Origin of the sequence: Bradyrhizobium sp. INPA03-11B (assembly GCF_040446015.1) — a bacterium.
Lineage (GTDB): Bacteria > Pseudomonadota > Alphaproteobacteria > Rhizobiales > Xanthobacteraceae > Bradyrhizobium > Bradyrhizobium macuxiense_A.
The window spans coordinates 1-16226 of sequence record NZ_JASGSR010000158.1; the positions used below are offsets into that span (position 1 = coordinate 1).

The window sequence follows — 16226 nt, forward strand, 5'->3', positions numbered from 1 at the left end:
GCTAACCCTTGTCCTGTCACCAGTACAAGGCGCGCTAAGCTCTACGGCTCGGCCGGTGGAGCTACCTCCTCTTAGTCAGGGCCATTGCCGGATCGCGGCGAGCCGGCAGCTCTCCTCGAAAATTGGTGTGCTACACCATCACGGTCCCGGCTGACCGAGACAGATACTCAACGATGATTTCAAGGAGGGGAATACAATGCGAATGTCTTCCGCCTTATATCTGTTCATTGCGCTACTCGCGATGCCTGCCGCCGCAACCGCCGGCGACGAAAGTCTGAAGCAACAGGTCGAAAAGGTCGCGGCGGCCTACGCCGACAACTTCAACAAGCAGAATGGTGCCGGAATCGCCGCGCTCTATGCGCCCGACGGCCTGGTCGTCAATGCGACGGGGACGCACACCGACATTGCCCAGACCTACGAGGGCTTCTTCAAGGCCGGCTTCAACCACAATGAAATAACGGTGGACGAGGCCCTGCCGCTGGGCACCGATACGGCTCTCGCGGTCGGCGAGTATCACATCACCGGCAAGAACCCGAAGGGCGAGCCGCTAGACGTGATCGGCCGCTGGACCGCGGCGTATGTCAGCCAGGGCGGAAACTGGAAGATCCGGATGGTGTCGGCCTTCCCCAAGGCGCCTCCGGCGAAATAGTGTCTTCGGTGATGCACGCAGCAGCGGGTGCTGCCGCCCCATCCCCAGAGTGAGCCCCCACCTTTCACCCTCCCCCGGAGGGAGAGGGTCGGATCGCAACGAGCGCAGCGACGTGCGATCCGGGGTGGGGTGATCTCTCAACTCGGGCACCGATTCAACGGAGAGACCTTCACCCCACCTCGGTTCGCATTTTCATGCGAACCGATCCTCCCCCTCCAGGGGAGGATGAGTGCGCGGCGAAGAGCTCGCTTCACCAACAACCTCACTTCACCAGCGAGCATCCGCCGTCGGCCAACGGCCGGAACGCTTGCTCAGCCGGAATGGTCGCGATCAGCTTGTAATAATCGTAGGGGTACTTCGACTCCTCCGGCTTCTTCACCTCGAACAGATACATCGGGTGGATGACGCGGCCGTCCTGGCGGATCGTGGTGTCGCCGAACAGCTTGTCCTTGCCCTTGAAGGTCTTCATTTGCGGCACCACCACCTTGGCATCGTCGCTGCCGGTGGCGGCGACGGCGTTGAGGTAGGCTAGCGTGGAAGCATAGACACCGGCCTGGTTGCCGCTCGGCATCTTGCCGTTCATGCCGGGACGCGCGGCGAAACGTTTTGCGAACGCGCGGGTGTCGTCGTTCATATCCCAGTAGAAGGCTTCCAGCAGCTGCAGGCCCTGCGCGACCTTCAGGCCCATGCCGTGGACGTCGTTCACGAACAGCAGGAACGCCACCATGGTCTGGCCGCCCTGCTGGATGCCGAACTCGGCCGCCTGCTTCACCGCGTTGATGGTGTCGCCGCCGGCATTGGCGAGGCCGATCACTTTGGCTTTCGAGCTTTGTGCCTGCAGCAGGAAGGACGCAAAGTCCGACGTGCCGAGCGGGTGCTTGCTTGATCCCAAGACCTTGCCGCCGTGCTTCTCGACGTAGTTCGTCGCTTCAGCTTCAATGCCTTTGCCGAGTGCATAGTCGACCGTGACAAAATACCAGTCCTTGCCACCACGCTGCATCATCGCGGCCGCAGTGGTGTTGCCGGTCGCCCAGGCATCGTTGACCCATTGAATGGTGTTCGGCGAGCAGGCCTTGCCGGTGAGATCGGAGCTTGCGGTCGACGACGCCAGGAACGTCATCCTGCTATCGCGCAGCACGGTGTTGATGGCGAGGCCGACGGCCGAATTCGGCACGTCGACGATGGCGTCGACGCCTTCGACATCGAGCCATTTGCGCGCGATCGCAGATCCCACGTCGGCCTTGTTCTGGTGATCGGCATAGACGATCTCGACCTTGATGCCCTTGCCGCCACCATTGAAATCTTCCGCGGCCATCCGCGCGGCTTCCACCGAGCCCATGCCGTTGGTGTCCTGGAAGATGCCGGAAATGTCGTTCAGCACGCCGACGCGCACGACGTCGCCGGAAATCTCCGCGCGTGCGCTGCCCGCGGCGCAAGCCAATGCCAGCGCAAGTCCAATCCTAAATCGCCCAACCCCAAAGCCCCTCATCCTATCCCCTCCCTTTGCGTCATTCCGCAGCCAGCGAATTTCGTCAGGCCGGCGTGATTTCGACCGGCAGCCTCTCGAGCCCGCGCAGCGTGTTGTTGAACAGGCGCTTCGGTTCACCTGTCATTTCGATCCTGGCGACACGACGCGCCAGCGCCGCCATCATCACCTCGCCTTCGAGGCGGGCGACGAGCTGGCCGACGCACATATGGATGCCCGAACCGTAGCCGACATGGCCCGAGGTGCGGCGCGTGATGTCGTAGCTATCGGGCGCCTCCCAGCGACGCGGATCGCGATTGGCCGCAGCGAGGAACATCAGCACCTTCTCGCCCTCGGGGATGCCAGCCCCGTTGAGCTCGACGTCGCGGGTCGTGGTGCGGAAGAAAGTCTGAACCGGACTTTCAAACCGCACCGCTTCCTCGAACGCGTTGCGCGCCAAGGTCGGATCAGCGCGCAGCTTCTCGAACTGGTCGGGGAAGCGGGCGAGGCAGTAGACCGCGGCGCCGATGCCGTTGACGGTGGTGTCGAGACCGGCCGACAGCAGCGAGCGCACCAGGAGCGGCGCCTCGGTCTCGGTGATGGCGCCGCTGTCGACATGGGCGTGGATGCAGGCGCCGATGCCGCCCGGGGTGAGGTTGTCGCGCTGACACTGCTCGGCAATATAGGCCTGGTGCGGCGCGGAGCGCTCGATCGCCTGCTTGCGCAGTTCGTTCGGCGGCCCGAAGGCGTTGAACACCAGGCTGGCGTAAGGCAGCAGATGCTCACGGCCCTCCGGCTTCAGGCCAAGCGCGTCCGGGAAGATCGAGAGCGGATAGGCTTCCGCAAGGTCCTCGATCGCATCGAACCTGCGCTTGTCCAGCAGTGCATCCACCCGGGCCTCCGCGGCGGCGGCAAATCGCCCGCGGAGCTGCTTCATCACGGTCGCCGACAGCACCGAGCTCAGCACCGTGCGGGTGCGGGTGTGGGCGGGCGGGTCGGCCTCCAGGATCAGGCTCGGCGGCCGCCACGGCTTTTCCTTGGAAAAGTCGCTGAGGCCGACGCCGCGGCTGGAGCAGAACGTGGCGGGATCGTTCAGGACGGCGTACACCTCGGCGTAGCGCGCCACCCCATAGACATTCCACTTGTCCAGATAAACCACCGGCCCGGCCTCGCGCAGCCGCTCATGGGTCGGGAATGGATCGGCGAAGAAGTCGAGCGCGAACGGATCGACGTCCAGATGCGGGACGGACGCATCGTCTGTTGCAGTCATCGGGACCTCCCGAGGTTTGATCTTGTCAACACGGGCCGCATGTCACTTGCTCCCGAACAGTTTCGCAGCGATGATTTGAGAAATGAGCAGCCAGCCCCTCCCCCGAAAGCCCCGCCGGCCGAGACCGGCCGATCCCGCAGATGCCACCGATGGCCCGCTGCTGGATCTCAATCGCTATGTGCCGGCGTTCATCACTTTCATCGGCAACAAGCTGTCGAACAGCGCCACCGCATTTTACCAGAAGAATTTCGGCGTCAACGTCACCGAGTGGCGAATCATCTCGCAACTGGCGATCGAGCCGGGCATTCCCGCCTCCCGGATCTGCCAGGTGATCGGCTTCGACAAGGGGCCGGTCAGCCGCAACCTCGCGGCGCTGCAGAAGCGCGGCCTGTTGACGATCCGGACCGCGCCCGACGACGGCCGCACCCATTCGATCACCCTGACCGCGCGCGGCCGCGCCGTCCACGACAAGGTGATCGTCGCGGCGCTGGAACGGGAGCGGCGGCTGCTGTCGTGCCTGAAGAAGGACGAGCGCGAGGTGCTGATCGACCTGCTGCGCCGGCTGCACGAAAATCTCGGCGCCGTGACCGGGCAAAGCACGACCTGACCGCACAGCGCCGCCGGTGGCGCCTGGTGCCACCGCGGTATTCGCCCGGTCTTCCATGCGTGCTGCTCGCGCGCTGCTGCGCAACATTATCCTCCCAAACGCGTAGCCGTTGACCGGCCCTGTCCTTATGGGAGCCGAAACTCGCACAATTTAGTTGCCCTGGCAACTAAAAAGGTGATGAGGTGCGGCGTCAGGTCCCATGCCAAGACTTGTAACATCTCGCTCGGGTCAGGTGAGCACACTGGTCAGGCTCCCTCCCCCCTTGCGGGGGAGGGTTGGGGAGAGGGGTAGGCCCCGGGCGAGACGATCGATGTGTCCATCGCCCTCGCAACGTGCGTTGACGTGACACGAATAAGGATAGCGCACGTCGTGCGGCACCCCTCTCCCTAACCCTCTCCCGCAAGGGGGGAGGGAACCCTTCCGCGAGTGCCCTCCTCACTCGAGCCTGCTTCGCCGTGCCCTCACTCGCCGCAGGCGACCGGGTCGGACGACGCGTCGTCCTCCAGCACCATCACTGCTGCGGCGCGGCGCGTCAGCACGGCGCGCTGGTTGATGTAGCCCTTGTCGGTGATCTCGCCGCCGTCGACCGAGGCGGGCTCGGCGAGCAGCAGCGCGCGGGTGGCATGGCCGGAGGAATGACCGCCTTGCGCCTTCAGCTTTGCCAACCCCTGCCCGATCGCGGATCGGACCGCCGGATGACTGATCACTTCGCGTGGGTCGGCACTCTCGGGCAGTTCCGCGAGCGAACGGCAGGCGGCATGGTTTGGAAACACCAGGAACCGCACCTCATCGCGGCCGTGGCCGGTCACGACGATATCCTGCGCGAGCGGTGCCAGCGCCGCGATGCCGGCGACGCGCAAGGTGCCGACGCTGACCCAGGTGCCGGAATTGAGTTTGAAATCCTCCGCCACCCGGCCGTCGAAGAACAGGCCGAGATCCGGCCGGTCAGGATCGGCGAAGGTGACGGCATCGCCGATCTTGTAGAAGCCTTCGTCGTCGAAGGCCTCGGCGGTGAGTTCGGGCGCCTTCCAATAGCCCGGCGTGACATTGGGCCCACGCACGCGCACCTCGAGCTTGTCGCCCGACGGCACGAGCTTGAGCTCGGTACCCGGGATCGGCACGCCGATATTGCCGGATCGTTTTGCAAGGAAGTGGCAGTCGGTCGCCAGCGGCGAGGTCTCGGTCGAACCCCAGGCCGACACCATCGGCAGCTTGCGGCCGACCGTCTGCAGCGACAATTCCTCCAGCGCATCCCACAGATTCTGCGGCAATGCCGCGCCGGCATAGAAGGCGAATTTGGTGCCTTCGAAGAATTTGCGGCGCAACTTCTCGTCGGTGCGAAGCGCCGCGATCAGCATGTCGAAGCCGCGTGGCACGTTGAAGTAGACCGTCGGCACCACGCTGCGCAGATTGGCGAGCGAGGTCGCGAACAGGCCGGGCGCCGGCTTACCTCCGTCGATATAGAGCGTGCCGCCGTTGCGTAGCACCAGGTTGAAATTGTGGTTGGCGCCGAAGGTGTGGCTCCAGGGCAGCCAGTCCAGAATGATCAGCTCTTCGCCAGCGCGCTCGAGGAACGTCCAGGTCTGCGCCTTGGCCTGCTGGCTCGAGGTCAGCATGCGCTGGGTGTTGATCACGGCCTTCGGCGTGCCTGTTGAGCCGGAGGTGAACAGGAATTTTGCGATCGTGTCCGGCGTCACCGCGGCGAAGGCTTTTGCCACGTCCGGCGATTCCGGTGTCGCTGCAATGGCTCGAAATGCCAGCGCGTCGGCGTCCTCGGGATTGCCGCTGACGATGACGGCGCGATGCAGCGGCCTGATCGCGGCAAGCGCCGCTGCAAACGGCTTTGTGCCCGCGACATAGATCGCACCGGGATCGAGCAGGCTGATCATGCCCTTCAGCTTGTCGAAGTCTTTCGACATCAGCGAATAGGCCGGCGAGATCGCGGCCGAAGGCACGCCGACATGCTGGGCGGCGAGCGCGAACAGCGCGTGGTCAATGCCGTTGTCGGAGAGGATGACGAGCGGGCGCTCGGTGCTCAGCCTTTGCGCCAAAACCCACGATGCAGCGCGCCGCACGATCCTGAGCGCGTCGCGATAACCGACGGTGCTCCAGGGCGCTTCGACGCTCGCGCGCTCGCCGAGGAAGATGCGATCCGGCGCCTGCCGCGCCCAGTGCTCCAGCCAGTCGCCGACGCAGCGAGTGCTTTCTTTCAAGGGCGTGGTGGAACGAACCAGGATGCTGCCGTCGCCACGTCGATCCGCCACGATGGCAGGCGTCGCGAACAGGCTATTCGGATTGTCTGCGCTGACGGCAGCCATGGCTTCCTCCTCGCCCATGTCCTTTCGGGATCGCGCTGCAACATCGTGCGGCGCCGCGCTCCCGGCCGGGCTCTTTGGCGATAATGTTGCGGACATCAATTGTTGTCGTCAACAACAATCTTTCCCTCCCGCCTCAAGCGCGCTAGCATCGCAGTCATGGCAAGCCAGCAAAAGACATCGCGCAAGGCGGCAACAGCGGCAATCGGCCGCCCCCAGGCGCGCGCCGCGAATGGCCGGGCGCATGCCGGCGACACCGGCGACGACATCGGCCTCGACGCGCTGGTCGGCCACGCCGGCTACGCGGTGCGACGTTTCCAGCTCTGGATCTTCCAGGACTTCATCAAGACGCTGGCAACCGTCGATATCCATCCCACCCAATATTCGGTCATGACCGTGATCGGGGCTAATCCAGGCCTGAGCCAAATGGCGGTCGCCAAGCGGCTCGGGATCGAGCGCGCGCGCCTCGTGCATCTGCTCGACAGCCTGGAGGAACGCGACTTCGTCAGCCGCATCCCCTCCGCCACCGACCGCCGTTCCCACGCGCTACATTTGACCGCGCGCGGCAAGACCGCGCTGGCACGGTTCAAGCGGCTCGCCGCCGAGCACGAGCGGCATGTCGCCGAGAAGATCGGCAAGGAAAACCGCGAGCGACTGCTGCAGATCCTTGCCTGCTTCACCTGATCCCGCGGCCGGATTTCGGCTTGGTCATGCCTGCTCTAAAATTAGGCATCGACACTCGCAAGCCAGCTAGCATCAGCTACCAGCGAGCATTTCAAACAACTGATATTGTGTAATAATTCGTCGCGTCGCGCCCGCGGATGGATTGTACACAATGGCACATTGCTTGCTTCGATCAGGCTGCAATTCCCTCGCGGCGGGCATCCGATGCCCAGTCGCTCAACAGACGGGCCAACCACGTGACTGAAACTGCCGCCGCGATCGTTGCCGCACACCGCACCGAGACCATGACGCCGGCGCAAACCGTGGCGCGCAGCTACCAGCGCATCCGCGAACACAACGACCCCGCCATCTTCATCAGCCTGCGCGATGAGCAGGAGGCGCTTGCCGAGGCCGCGCGGCTCACCGATCCGACGCTGCCGCTTTATGGCGTGCCGGTCGCAGTGAAGGACAATATCGATGTCGCGGGGCTGCCGACCACCGCCGCCTGCCCGGCATTCTCCTATCTGCCGGCGAAGGACTCCACTGTTGTCGCCAGGCTGCGCGCAGCCGGCGCCGTCGTCATCGGCAAGACCAATCTCGACCAGTTCGCCACCGGCCTGGTCGGCGTGCGCTCGCCCTACGGCATTCCCAGGAACCCCGTGCGCGACGATCTGGTGCCGGGTGGATCGAGCTCGGGCTCCGCGGTCGCGGTGTCGGCGGGCCTCGTGCCGCTCTCGCTCGGCACCGACACCGCCGGCAGCGGCCGCGTCCCGGCGATGCTCAACAACATCGTCGGGCTCAAGCCGAGCCTCGGGCTGATCTCGAACGCCGGGCTGGTGCCGGCCTGCCGCACGCTCGACTGCATCTCGGTGTTCTCGCTCACCGTCGATGACGCATTGGCCGCGCTTGCCGTGATGGCCGGTCCGGATGACGCCGATCCGTTCTCGCGCGACAGGCCGCTCGGGCCGCTCGCGGCGTTTCCGGCGAAGCTGAAGCTCGGCATTCCCAAGTCCGGCCAGTTGATCTTCTTCGGCGATCGCGAGGCCGAGACCGCCTATGGCGAGGCGTGCAAGCGCTGGCAGGGGCTCGGCGCCGAACTCGTCGAGTCCGACCTCGAGCCGTTCTACGAGACGGCGCGGCTGCTCTATGAGGGCCCGTGGGTCGCCGAGCGCTATCTCGTGATCCGCGACCTGCTGGCATCGTCGCCCGACGCGATCCATCCGGTGACCCGCGAGATCACCATCGGCGGCGCGCGGCCCACCGCGGCCGACACATTCGCCGCGCTCTATCGCCTGCAGGCGCTGCGCCGTGTTGCCGCGCGCACCTTCGCGCAATGCGATGCGATCGTGCTGCCGACCGCCCCGACGGTCTATTCCACCGCCGACGTGCTGGCCAACCCGATCGAGCTCAACTCGCGGCTCGGCACCTACACCAATTTCGTCAACCTGCTCGATCTCTGCGGCCTCGCGCTGCCGGCAGCGATGCGGCCGGACGGCGCGCCGTTCGGCATCACGTTGCTCGCGCCCGCCGGCTGCGATGCGAAGCTTGCCGGCATCGGCCGCGTGTTTCATGCCGACACCGGACTTGCGCTCGGCGCGAAGGCGCTGCCGCAGCAGCCGCTGGCCGCGGTCCCGGCGCAGGCCAGCGCCGACGAGATCACGATCGCGGTGGTCGGCGCGCATCTCTCCAGCATGGCGCTGAATCATGAGCTGACGGCGCTCGACGCACGGCTGTTGGAAGAGGCGGTCACCGCAGCGGACTACAAGCTCTATGCGCTCGACACCACGCCGCCGAAACCCGGCATGCTGCGTGTCGAGGGCGGCGCGGGTGCATCGATCAAGCTCGAGCTCTGGGCAATGTCGGCCGCCGCGTTCGGAAAATTCGTCGCCGCGATTCCGCCGCCGCTCTCGATCGGCACGATCCGGCTCGCCGACGGACGGCAGGCCAAGGGCTTTATTGTCGAGCCTGCAGCGATCGCCGGCGCGAAGGATATTTCCGCCTATGGCGGCTGGCGGGCGTTCATGGCGGAGAGGGCGAAGATGTAGTCGCTAGGCCGGTGGGCTCTCTCGCCCCTCTCTTGCGGGGCAGCAAGATCTCACCTTCGTCATTGCGAGCGAAGCGAAGCAATCCATATCTTCGCGTGTATGGACAGATGGATTGCTTCGTCGCTTCGCTCCTCGCAATGACGGGAGGAGCGAGAGCTACACCGACACCGCGTAGGTCTCGTATTCGCCGCGCACCTGCTCGATATGGGCGCGCATCGCAGCCGCAGCCCCTGTCTTGTCGCCGCGCAGGATGGCGACGACGACGCGGTCGTGCTCGGCGTGGGATTTTGCCAGGCGCCCGAGGTTGCGGAACTGGGCGCGGCGGAACGGCTGCACCCGCACCCGCGTCGCCAGGGTGATCTCGGCGATATAGGCGTTCTGCGAGCCGGCATAGATCGCGTTGTGGAAGCGCTCATTGACCTCGTGGAAGCGCTCGGGATTGCCGGTGTAGCTCAAGACCCGCAGCTCCTCGTGGATCGCCTCCAGCGCATGGCGCTCCGCCGGAATCATCCGCTCGGCGGCAAGGCCGGCGCACATCGCTTCCAGCTCCGCCATCGCCTCGAACATGCCGGTGAGTCGTTCGAGCGAGGGCCGCGCCACCACCGCACCGCGATGGGCGCGGGCATCGATCAGGCCGCTCGCGGCCAGCTGCCGCAGCGCCTCGCGCACCGGCGTGCGCGAAACGTTGAAGCGGCGCGCCAGATCGGTCTCATCGAGCCCGGCGCCGGGCGGCAGCGTGCCGCGCACGATCTCATCGGCGAGTTGCAGGCGCAGCTCTTCGGCGCGCGTGACCTTGTCGACCAGCGACGACGGGCGATCGACGCGCGGCACGACCGGCTCGGGTTCAGTGGCTTGCTGCGCGCGGGTCGGAAGATCGTCCAGGCTCATGGCTCAAGCGCTCTTGTTCAAACGCCCTTGGGCTCGTCGATGACGCTGACATGGGCTGCGACGATTCTCCAGCCCTCGGGGAAGCGAATCCACGTCTGCATCTGCCGTCCCACCCTACCCGGAGTGCTGTCCCGATAGAACAGCGTCGAGGCGATCGCGGTGTCGCGGCCATAGGTCGTGATCACGGTGCGATCGATCTTGCGCATCAGCCCGGCCGCCGGCCGCCCGGCGCGGAACGCCGCGATCTCGGCGTAACCATAAAGGTTCTCGCCGATGCCGTAGCGCAGCGTGCGGCTGTCGTTGCGGAACAGCTCGTCGAGCACCGCCACATCGTTCGAGACCAGCGCCGTCTCATATCGCTGGAACTGGGCGGTGACTTCGGCGAGCACGTCGGGAAGATCGATGTCCATACTAGAATCCTCTTGGCGCCGGCGCGGCCGCGACGCCCATCCGTTCTAGTGCATAAGCGACCCGAAGCGCGATGTCCTCGCGCCAGGGGGCGGCAATAATCTGAACGCCGATCGGCATCAGTTCAAGCGGCACCGGCACGGCGGCCACCGGCAGGCCGATGAAGGAGATCGGCTGGGTATGGATACCGATATTGGGACGCACCGGGAGCTCGACCCCATCGAGCATAAAATTGGCCTGACCGATCTTCGGTGCGGTGCACGGGGTTGCCGGCGCCAGGATCACGTCGACCGACTGGAACAGCTCCAGCACCCTGGCGCGATACCAGCGGCGGAACTTCTGCGCCTTGTCGACATGAACCGCCGGGATCATCGCGCCCGCAAACAAGCGGTCGCGCACCGCCGGATCGAAATCGTTCGGACGCTTGCGCAGCCGATCGAGGTGCAGCGCGGCGCCCTCGGTCGTGGTGATGATGAAGGCCGCCGCACGGGCGCGTGCCGCTTCCGGCAGCTCCACGATCTGCGTCGCGCCGAGCGCCTTTGCGACGCGCGCGACGGCTTCGACGGCCTCCGGCAACAGATTCTGCTGGAAATAGCCGCCTGCGATCGCAATCCGTAGCCCGTTGATCCCCTCGGCCAGCAGCGGCATCGTGGGCTCGACCGGTCGCGCGACGCAGGCGGGATCGTCAGTGTCGGGCCCCTGCATGACGTCGTAGGCGAGGGCGAGATCCGTCACGCTGCGCGCGAACGGACCGAGATGATCGAGGCTTGCAACGAACGGAAAGGAGCGCGCGCGTGACAGCCGGCCGTAGGTCGGCTTCAGGCCGAAGACGCCGCAGAATGACGACGGCACCCGGATCGAGCCGTTGGTATCGGAGCCGAGCGCGATCGGCACCAGCGCGCCGCCGACGGCGCTGCCGGAGCCGCCCGAGGAGCCGCCGGCCATCCGCGCCGGATCATGCGGATTGCGCGAAGGACCGTCATGCGCGTTCTCGCCGGTGAAGTCGTAGGCGTATTCGCCCATGTTGAGCGCGCCGACCAGCACGGCACCGGCCGCTTCCATCCGCTCGATCAGCGTGGCATCGCGCGGCGAGGCCGGCAGGTCGCGATTGATCTTCGAGCCGGCGCGGGTCGAAAGGCCCTCTACGTCGAACAGGTTCTTCACCGCGAACGGTACGCCGGCCAGCGGACCGACGGATTTTCCCGCTGCGATCTCCGCATCGATCACACGCGCCTTCGCACGCGCGCGATCGGCGGTGACGTCGGTGAAGGCATTGAGGACCTTGTCGTGAACAGCGATGCGCGCGAGCGCAGCCTCGGTCGCTGCAACGGCCGTGACCTTGCGGGCTGAGACGGCCTGCGCGATTTCGGCGGCCGACATGGACGCGGGAATTTCGGACATCGCGATCTCAGGCCGAATAGATCGCCGCCGAGGCGGCGTCATCGGGCAGCGCGAAGTCATCGACCAGTTTCGCCAACCGCAGCGCGACCTCGAGATTGGCGCGCACCGCCGGACGCCAGGCGTCGTCCAGCGGCAGCTCCAGCGCACGGGCGGCGGCATTCACGTAGTCGTCGAGATGATCGGCCATTTCGCTCCCAATAACGATTTTGCGCATGATCTATTCGGAAAACCGGTTCCCACTTTTCCGGATCATGCGTCAGGAAACCGGCAACGGCGGATGCGGGATCGCCGTCAGCAGTTCTTTTGTATAGGCATCCTGCGGATTGCCCAAGACGTCCTCGGACGTGCCCTGCTCCACGATGCGGCCGGCACGCATCACGATGACGCGATCACACAGCAGGCGCACCACGTTGAGATCGTGCGACACGAACAGATAGCTCATGCCCATCGACTGCTTGAGGTCCTGCAGCAGATTGAGCACGACGGCCTGCACCGACACGTCGAGCGCCGCGGTCGGCTCGTCCAGGATAACGAGCTTCGGGTGCAGCGCGATCGCGCGCGCGATGCCGACGCGGGCCTTCTGGCCGCCGGACAGCTGGTGCGGAAAGCGATCCAGGAGATTGACCGGCAGACCGACCAGCCGCGCGAGCTCCTCGCAGCGGTCGCGGAGCGCGTCGCGCCCCCTGATATCGCCGAGCTGCATGATCGGGTCCGCGATCGCGCGCGCCGCGGTGAAGCGCGGATTGAGGCTGTCGGTCGGATCCTGGAACACCATCTGGATCTGGCTGCGCCGCGGCAGCCGCGCGAAGGATTGCGGCATGATGCCGCCAATGTCCTCGCCATCGAACATGATGCGGCCGGAGGTCTGGTCGAGCAGCCGCATCACCATCATCGACGTCGTCGACTTGCCGCAGCCGGATTCGCCGACCAGGCCGACGCTCTCGCCATGGTCGATCGAGAAGCTGATGCCGTCGACGGCGCGGAAGATCTCCTCCTCGACCGGCGGCTTGCGGCCGAACAGTTTTGTGAGCACCGAGCCTGCGCCCTGGCGGGGGTATTCCTTGACGAGCTTTTCGACTGACAGGAGGGGCTGCCCGCGCTCCACAGGCGCAGGCACGCCCGCGGTCCCGGCCGTCGTCGGCGCCTCATCCCCCTCCGGCAGCAGATCCCTGAGCGAAACACCAAGCCGCGGCGTCGCGCGCATCAGCTTCTTCGTGTAATCGTGTTGGGGTGCGGCGAAGATGTCGGCCGAGCGAGCCGTCTCGACCACGCGGCCTTTCTCCATCACCACGACGCGGTCGCAATAGGCGGCGGCGAGGCCGAGATCGTGCGTGATCAGGATCGTCGACATCGCGCGGCGCCGCGTCAATTCGACGATCAAATCCATCACCGCCTTCTGGGTGGTGACGTCGAGGCCGGTGGTGGGCTCATCGGCGATCAGGAGCTGCGGATTGCAGGCCAGCGCGAGCGCGATCACGACGCGCTGGCACATGCCGCCGGACAGCTCGAACGGATAGGCATGATAGCGCTCGCGCGGCCGCGCGATCTTGACCCGCTCCAGCGCCTCGATCGCAGTCTCGCCGCGGTCGGTGACCTGGGCCTGCTGCACATGCTGGCGCAGCACGTCCTCGATCTGGTGGCCGACCTTGCGGATCGGATTGAGCGCGGCGCGCGGATTCTGGAAGATCATCGAGACTTCGCGGCCGCGCAGGTCGCGCATCTGGCTCTCGGTCGCCCCCTTGACGTCGATGCCGGAGAACATCACCGAGCCCTCGGCGATCCGGCCGGCGCGATCGAGGATGCGCATCACCGCGTAAGATGTCACCGACTTGCCGGAGCCGGACTCGCCAACGATGCCGACGGTCTCACCCTTGCCGACGGAGATGTTGACGTGCTGCACGGCTTTCACGATGCCGCGGCGGGTGGAGAACTCGACGGTGAGGTCGCTGACGTCGAGCAATGGCTGCGCGGTCATGCGCGCCTCCCACAAAATATCGAAAACAACCCCATGCAAAGTAAGGCGGGCACCGCTCTCACGCTCCCTCCCCCACGCAACCGGGGTTCACCCCGGTTGCGTATTATTGAACTGCGCAAGTCGGGCAGGCCCGACTTGCGACGGGGGAGGGTTGGGGAGAGGGGTGGCCCCAGGCAAGGTCGGAGTTGGTGGCTACCCCTCTCCCTGCCCCTCCCCCGCAAGGGGGGAGGGAATGTGAGAGCAGTGCCCTCCTCACTTCCAAACGCTGCGCCTCCCTGCCCGCATTTACCAGTCATCACGTCCTCCGCTGCGGGTCGACGATGTCGCGCAGGCCGTCGCCGAGCAGGTTGAAGCAGAACACCGCGATCATCAGCGCAAGGCCGGGGAATAGCGCGATCCACCATTCGCCGGACACCATGAAGCCGGCGCCCTCGGCGACCATGATGCCCCACTCCGCGGTCGGCGGCCGGACGCCGAGGCCGATGAACGACAGGCCCGCGGCATTGAGGATCGCATAGCCCATGGTCAGCGACATCTGCACGATCATGATCGGCATGATGTTGGGCAGGATGTGCCCGAGCAGAATGCGGTACTCGCCATTGCCTGACAGCCGCGCCGCCTGCACGAAGCCGGCATTGCGGCGGACGTTGGCTTCCGCGCGCGCGACACGGGCATAGAGCGGAAAGTTCACGATCGCGGTCGCGATGATGATGTTCTGCACGGTATTGCCGAGCGCCGCGACGATGCCCATCGCCAGCACGAACAACGGAAATGCCATGATGGTGTCGGCGATGCGGCCGACGATGCGATCGGTCCAGCCGCCGAAATAGCCGGCCGCAATGCCGGCGAGCCCGCCCATCAGGAACACCAGCACGACGGAGGCCACCGCGATGAAGGTATCGAGCCGGGTTGCAACGATGACACGGCTGAAGATGTCGCGGCCGAGCTGATCGGTGCCGAACCAGTGCGCGGTAGACGGCGGTTTCAATGCCGCGGCGGTATCGGAAGCGAGCGGATCGTACGGCACGACGTACGGACCGAACAGCGCGGCGAACATGATCAGGATCAGCAGCGCGAAGGCAAAGCCGGTGACCTTGTTCTCGCCCAGCACATAGCGCGTCTGCTCGAAGACGGCGGCGAGCCCGGAGGTGCGGGCGGGACCTGCGGGTTCGACGGTCGGCGCAACGCTGCTCATGCCCTAACCCTCCAGCCGGACGCGCGGATCGATCACGCCATAGAGGATATCGATCAGAAGATTGAGCAGCACGTACATGACCGCCATGGTCAGCACGAAGCCTTGGACGGGCGCAAAATCGGACGCGATCAGCGCCTCGACCGCGTAGGAGCCGATGCCGGGCCAGGCGAACACCTTCTCGACCAACACATTGGCCCCGAGCAGGAAGGAGAACACCATGCTGAGCGTGGTGATGACCGGCAGCATCGCGTTGCGGAAGGCGTAGGTCACGATCACCTTGCCCGGCGACAGGCCGCTGGCGCGCGCGGTGCGGACGAAATCCGACGCCAGCACCGCCAGCATCGAGGCGCGCGTCATGCGCGCGATCGGCGCCAGCGAGAAGATCGCAAGCGTCACCGCCGGCAGGATCAGTTGGCTGAGCGCAGAACGAAACGCCTCGACGTCGCGCGCGATCAGCGTATCGATCAGATAGAAGCCGGTGACGGTCGGCGGCGCGCTGTAGAACACGTCGAGCCGGCCGAGCGGCGCCGGCGCCCAGCCGAGCCGGAAATAGAACACATAGACCAGCACGAGCCCGGTGAAGAACACCGGCAGCGATACGCCGGCCGTGGTGGTGACGCGGCAGAGATGATCGATCCAGGAGCCCGGCCGCGTCGCCGCCAGCACGCCGAGCGGGATCGCGATCACGATCGAGACGACGAGGCCAAGCAGAGTGAGCTCAGCCGATGCCGGCAGGCGGTTGCGCAACTCGGCGGCCACCGGCTGGCCCGTGGTCAGCGAGGTGCCGAGATCGCCATGGGCGAGATCGCCGGTGTAGCGGACGAACTGCTCGATCAGCGGCTTGTCGAAGCCGAGCTTCTTCCTGATCTGGTCGACCGCCTCCTTGGTTGCCGCAGGTCCGGCGAAATACGCCGCGGGATCGCCCGGCAGCGCGCGTGTGAGAAGGAACGTCACGATCACGACCCCGATCAGCGACGGGATCGCGAACAGCAGCCGCTTGCCGATCAGGGTCAGCATGACTTGCTCCCAACGGCACCATGCAAAGCCACAACGGGACTGGTAGGGCTCCCTCCCCCCTTGTGGGGGAGGGTTGGGGAGCGGGGTAGCCACGAGCACCGCCGCCTGGGCTTACCCCTCTCCCTGCCCCTCCCCCGCAAGGGGGGAGGGAATGAGAGAGCAGTGCTCACCTCACTTGAGTGAAGCGCCGACACGGCATCATGCGAAGCCGCAACGGGACTGGCAGGGCTCCCTCCCCCCTTGCGGGGGAGGGTTGGGGAGAGGGGTGCCGCTTGCTCAGAGGCCAGATGCAGCGCACCGACAATGCGCTCCTGATGCAGCAAATGAT

The 16226-nt window shown here is 65.8% G+C and carries 14 protein-coding genes; 4 read left to right on the plus strand and 10 right to left on the minus strand.

Annotated elements, in window-relative coordinates; genetic code table 11:
• The first annotated feature begins 202 nt into the window (after positions 1 to 202).
• Complete coding sequence (locus QMZ05_RS36755) at positions 203 to 649, plus strand: nuclear transport factor 2 family protein (RefSeq protein WP_353705197.1); 447 nt, start codon at positions 203 to 205, stop codon at positions 647 to 649.
• A gap of 262 nt (positions 650 to 911) precedes the next feature.
• Here the strand turns inward: QMZ05_RS36755 and QMZ05_RS36760 are convergent, their stop codons facing one another.
• Together QMZ05_RS36760 and QMZ05_RS36765 are read right to left on the minus strand one after the other, a co-directional pair.
• A complete protein-coding gene (locus QMZ05_RS36760) occupies positions 912 to 2138 on the minus strand; it encodes an ABC transporter substrate-binding protein (protein ID WP_353705198.1) in 1227 nt (408 codons plus the stop codon).
• Positions 2139 to 2181: 43 nt separating this feature from the next.
• Positions 2182 to 3384 (minus strand): cytochrome P450, encoded by a 1203-nt coding sequence (locus QMZ05_RS36765; protein WP_353705199.1) that lies wholly within the window; start codon positions 3382 to 3384, stop codon positions 2182 to 2184.
• 82 nt (positions 3385 to 3466) lie between these two features.
• Between QMZ05_RS36765 and QMZ05_RS36770 the strand changes: the two genes are divergently transcribed.
• A complete protein-coding gene (locus tag QMZ05_RS36770) occupies positions 3467 to 3991 on the plus strand; it encodes a MarR family winged helix-turn-helix transcriptional regulator (protein WP_246667591.1) in 525 nt (174 codons plus the stop codon).
• Between the two features lie 461 nt (positions 3992 to 4452).
• Here QMZ05_RS36770 and QMZ05_RS36775 read toward each other — a convergent pair whose 3' ends face one another.
• The gene (locus QMZ05_RS36775) at positions 4453 to 6309 is read right to left on the minus strand and encodes a feruloyl-CoA synthase (RefSeq protein ID WP_353705200.1); all 1857 of its coding nucleotides are present in this window, start codon (positions 6307 to 6309) and stop codon (positions 4453 to 4455) included.
• Positions 6310 to 6465: 156 nt separating this feature from the next.
• Here QMZ05_RS36775 and QMZ05_RS36780 point away from each other — a divergent pair, with 156 nt between their 5' ends.
• Positions 6466 to 6990, plus strand: a complete 525-nt coding sequence (locus QMZ05_RS36780) for a MarR family transcriptional regulator (protein WP_353705201.1) — start codon at positions 6466 to 6468, stop codon at positions 6988 to 6990.
• 236 nt (positions 6991 to 7226) lie between these two features.
• A complete protein-coding gene (atzF, locus tag QMZ05_RS36785) occupies positions 7227 to 9014 on the plus strand; it encodes an allophanate hydrolase (protein WP_353705202.1) in 1788 nt (595 codons plus the stop codon).
• 156 nt (positions 9015 to 9170) lie between these two features.
• Here the strand turns inward: atzF and QMZ05_RS36790 are convergent, their stop codons facing one another.
• From QMZ05_RS36790 to QMZ05_RS36820, 7 genes are all read right to left on the minus strand, one after another.
• Positions 9171 to 9902, minus strand: coding sequence for a GntR family transcriptional regulator (locus QMZ05_RS36790; protein WP_353705203.1), 732 nt, complete (start codon positions 9900 to 9902; stop codon positions 9171 to 9173).
• Positions 9903 to 9919: 17 nt separating this feature from the next.
• The gene (gene hpxZ / locus QMZ05_RS36795) at positions 9920 to 10312 is read right to left on the minus strand and encodes an oxalurate catabolism protein HpxZ (protein ID WP_353705204.1); all 393 of its coding nucleotides are present in this window, start codon (positions 10310 to 10312) and stop codon (positions 9920 to 9922) included.
• Position 10313: 1 nt separating this feature from the next.
• Positions 10314 to 11690 carry an AtzE family amidohydrolase gene (locus tag QMZ05_RS36800; RefSeq protein ID WP_353705209.1) on the minus strand — a complete coding sequence of 459 codons (1377 nt, stop codon included), beginning with the start codon at positions 11688 to 11690 and terminating at the stop codon, positions 10314 to 10316.
• A gap of 28 nt (positions 11691 to 11718) precedes the next feature.
• A complete protein-coding gene (locus QMZ05_RS36805) occupies positions 11719 to 11898 on the minus strand; it encodes a DUF4089 domain-containing protein (protein ID WP_353705205.1) in 180 nt (59 codons plus the stop codon).
• A 69-nt stretch (positions 11899 to 11967) separates the two neighbouring features.
• Positions 11968 to 13686: an ABC transporter ATP-binding protein gene (locus tag QMZ05_RS36810; protein WP_353705206.1), complete on the minus strand. Its 1719-nt coding sequence runs from the start codon at positions 13684 to 13686 to the stop codon at positions 11968 to 11970.
• A gap of 295 nt (positions 13687 to 13981) precedes the next feature.
• Positions 13982 to 14881: an ABC transporter permease gene (locus tag QMZ05_RS36815; protein WP_353705207.1), complete on the minus strand. Its 900-nt coding sequence runs from the start codon at positions 14879 to 14881 to the stop codon at positions 13982 to 13984.
• 3 nt (positions 14882 to 14884) lie between these two features.
• On the minus strand, positions 14885 to 15898 hold the full coding sequence (locus QMZ05_RS36820) for an ABC transporter permease (RefSeq protein ID WP_353705208.1): 1014 nt from the start codon (positions 15896 to 15898) through the stop codon (positions 14885 to 14887).
• Positions 15899 to 16226 lie beyond the last annotated feature (328 nt).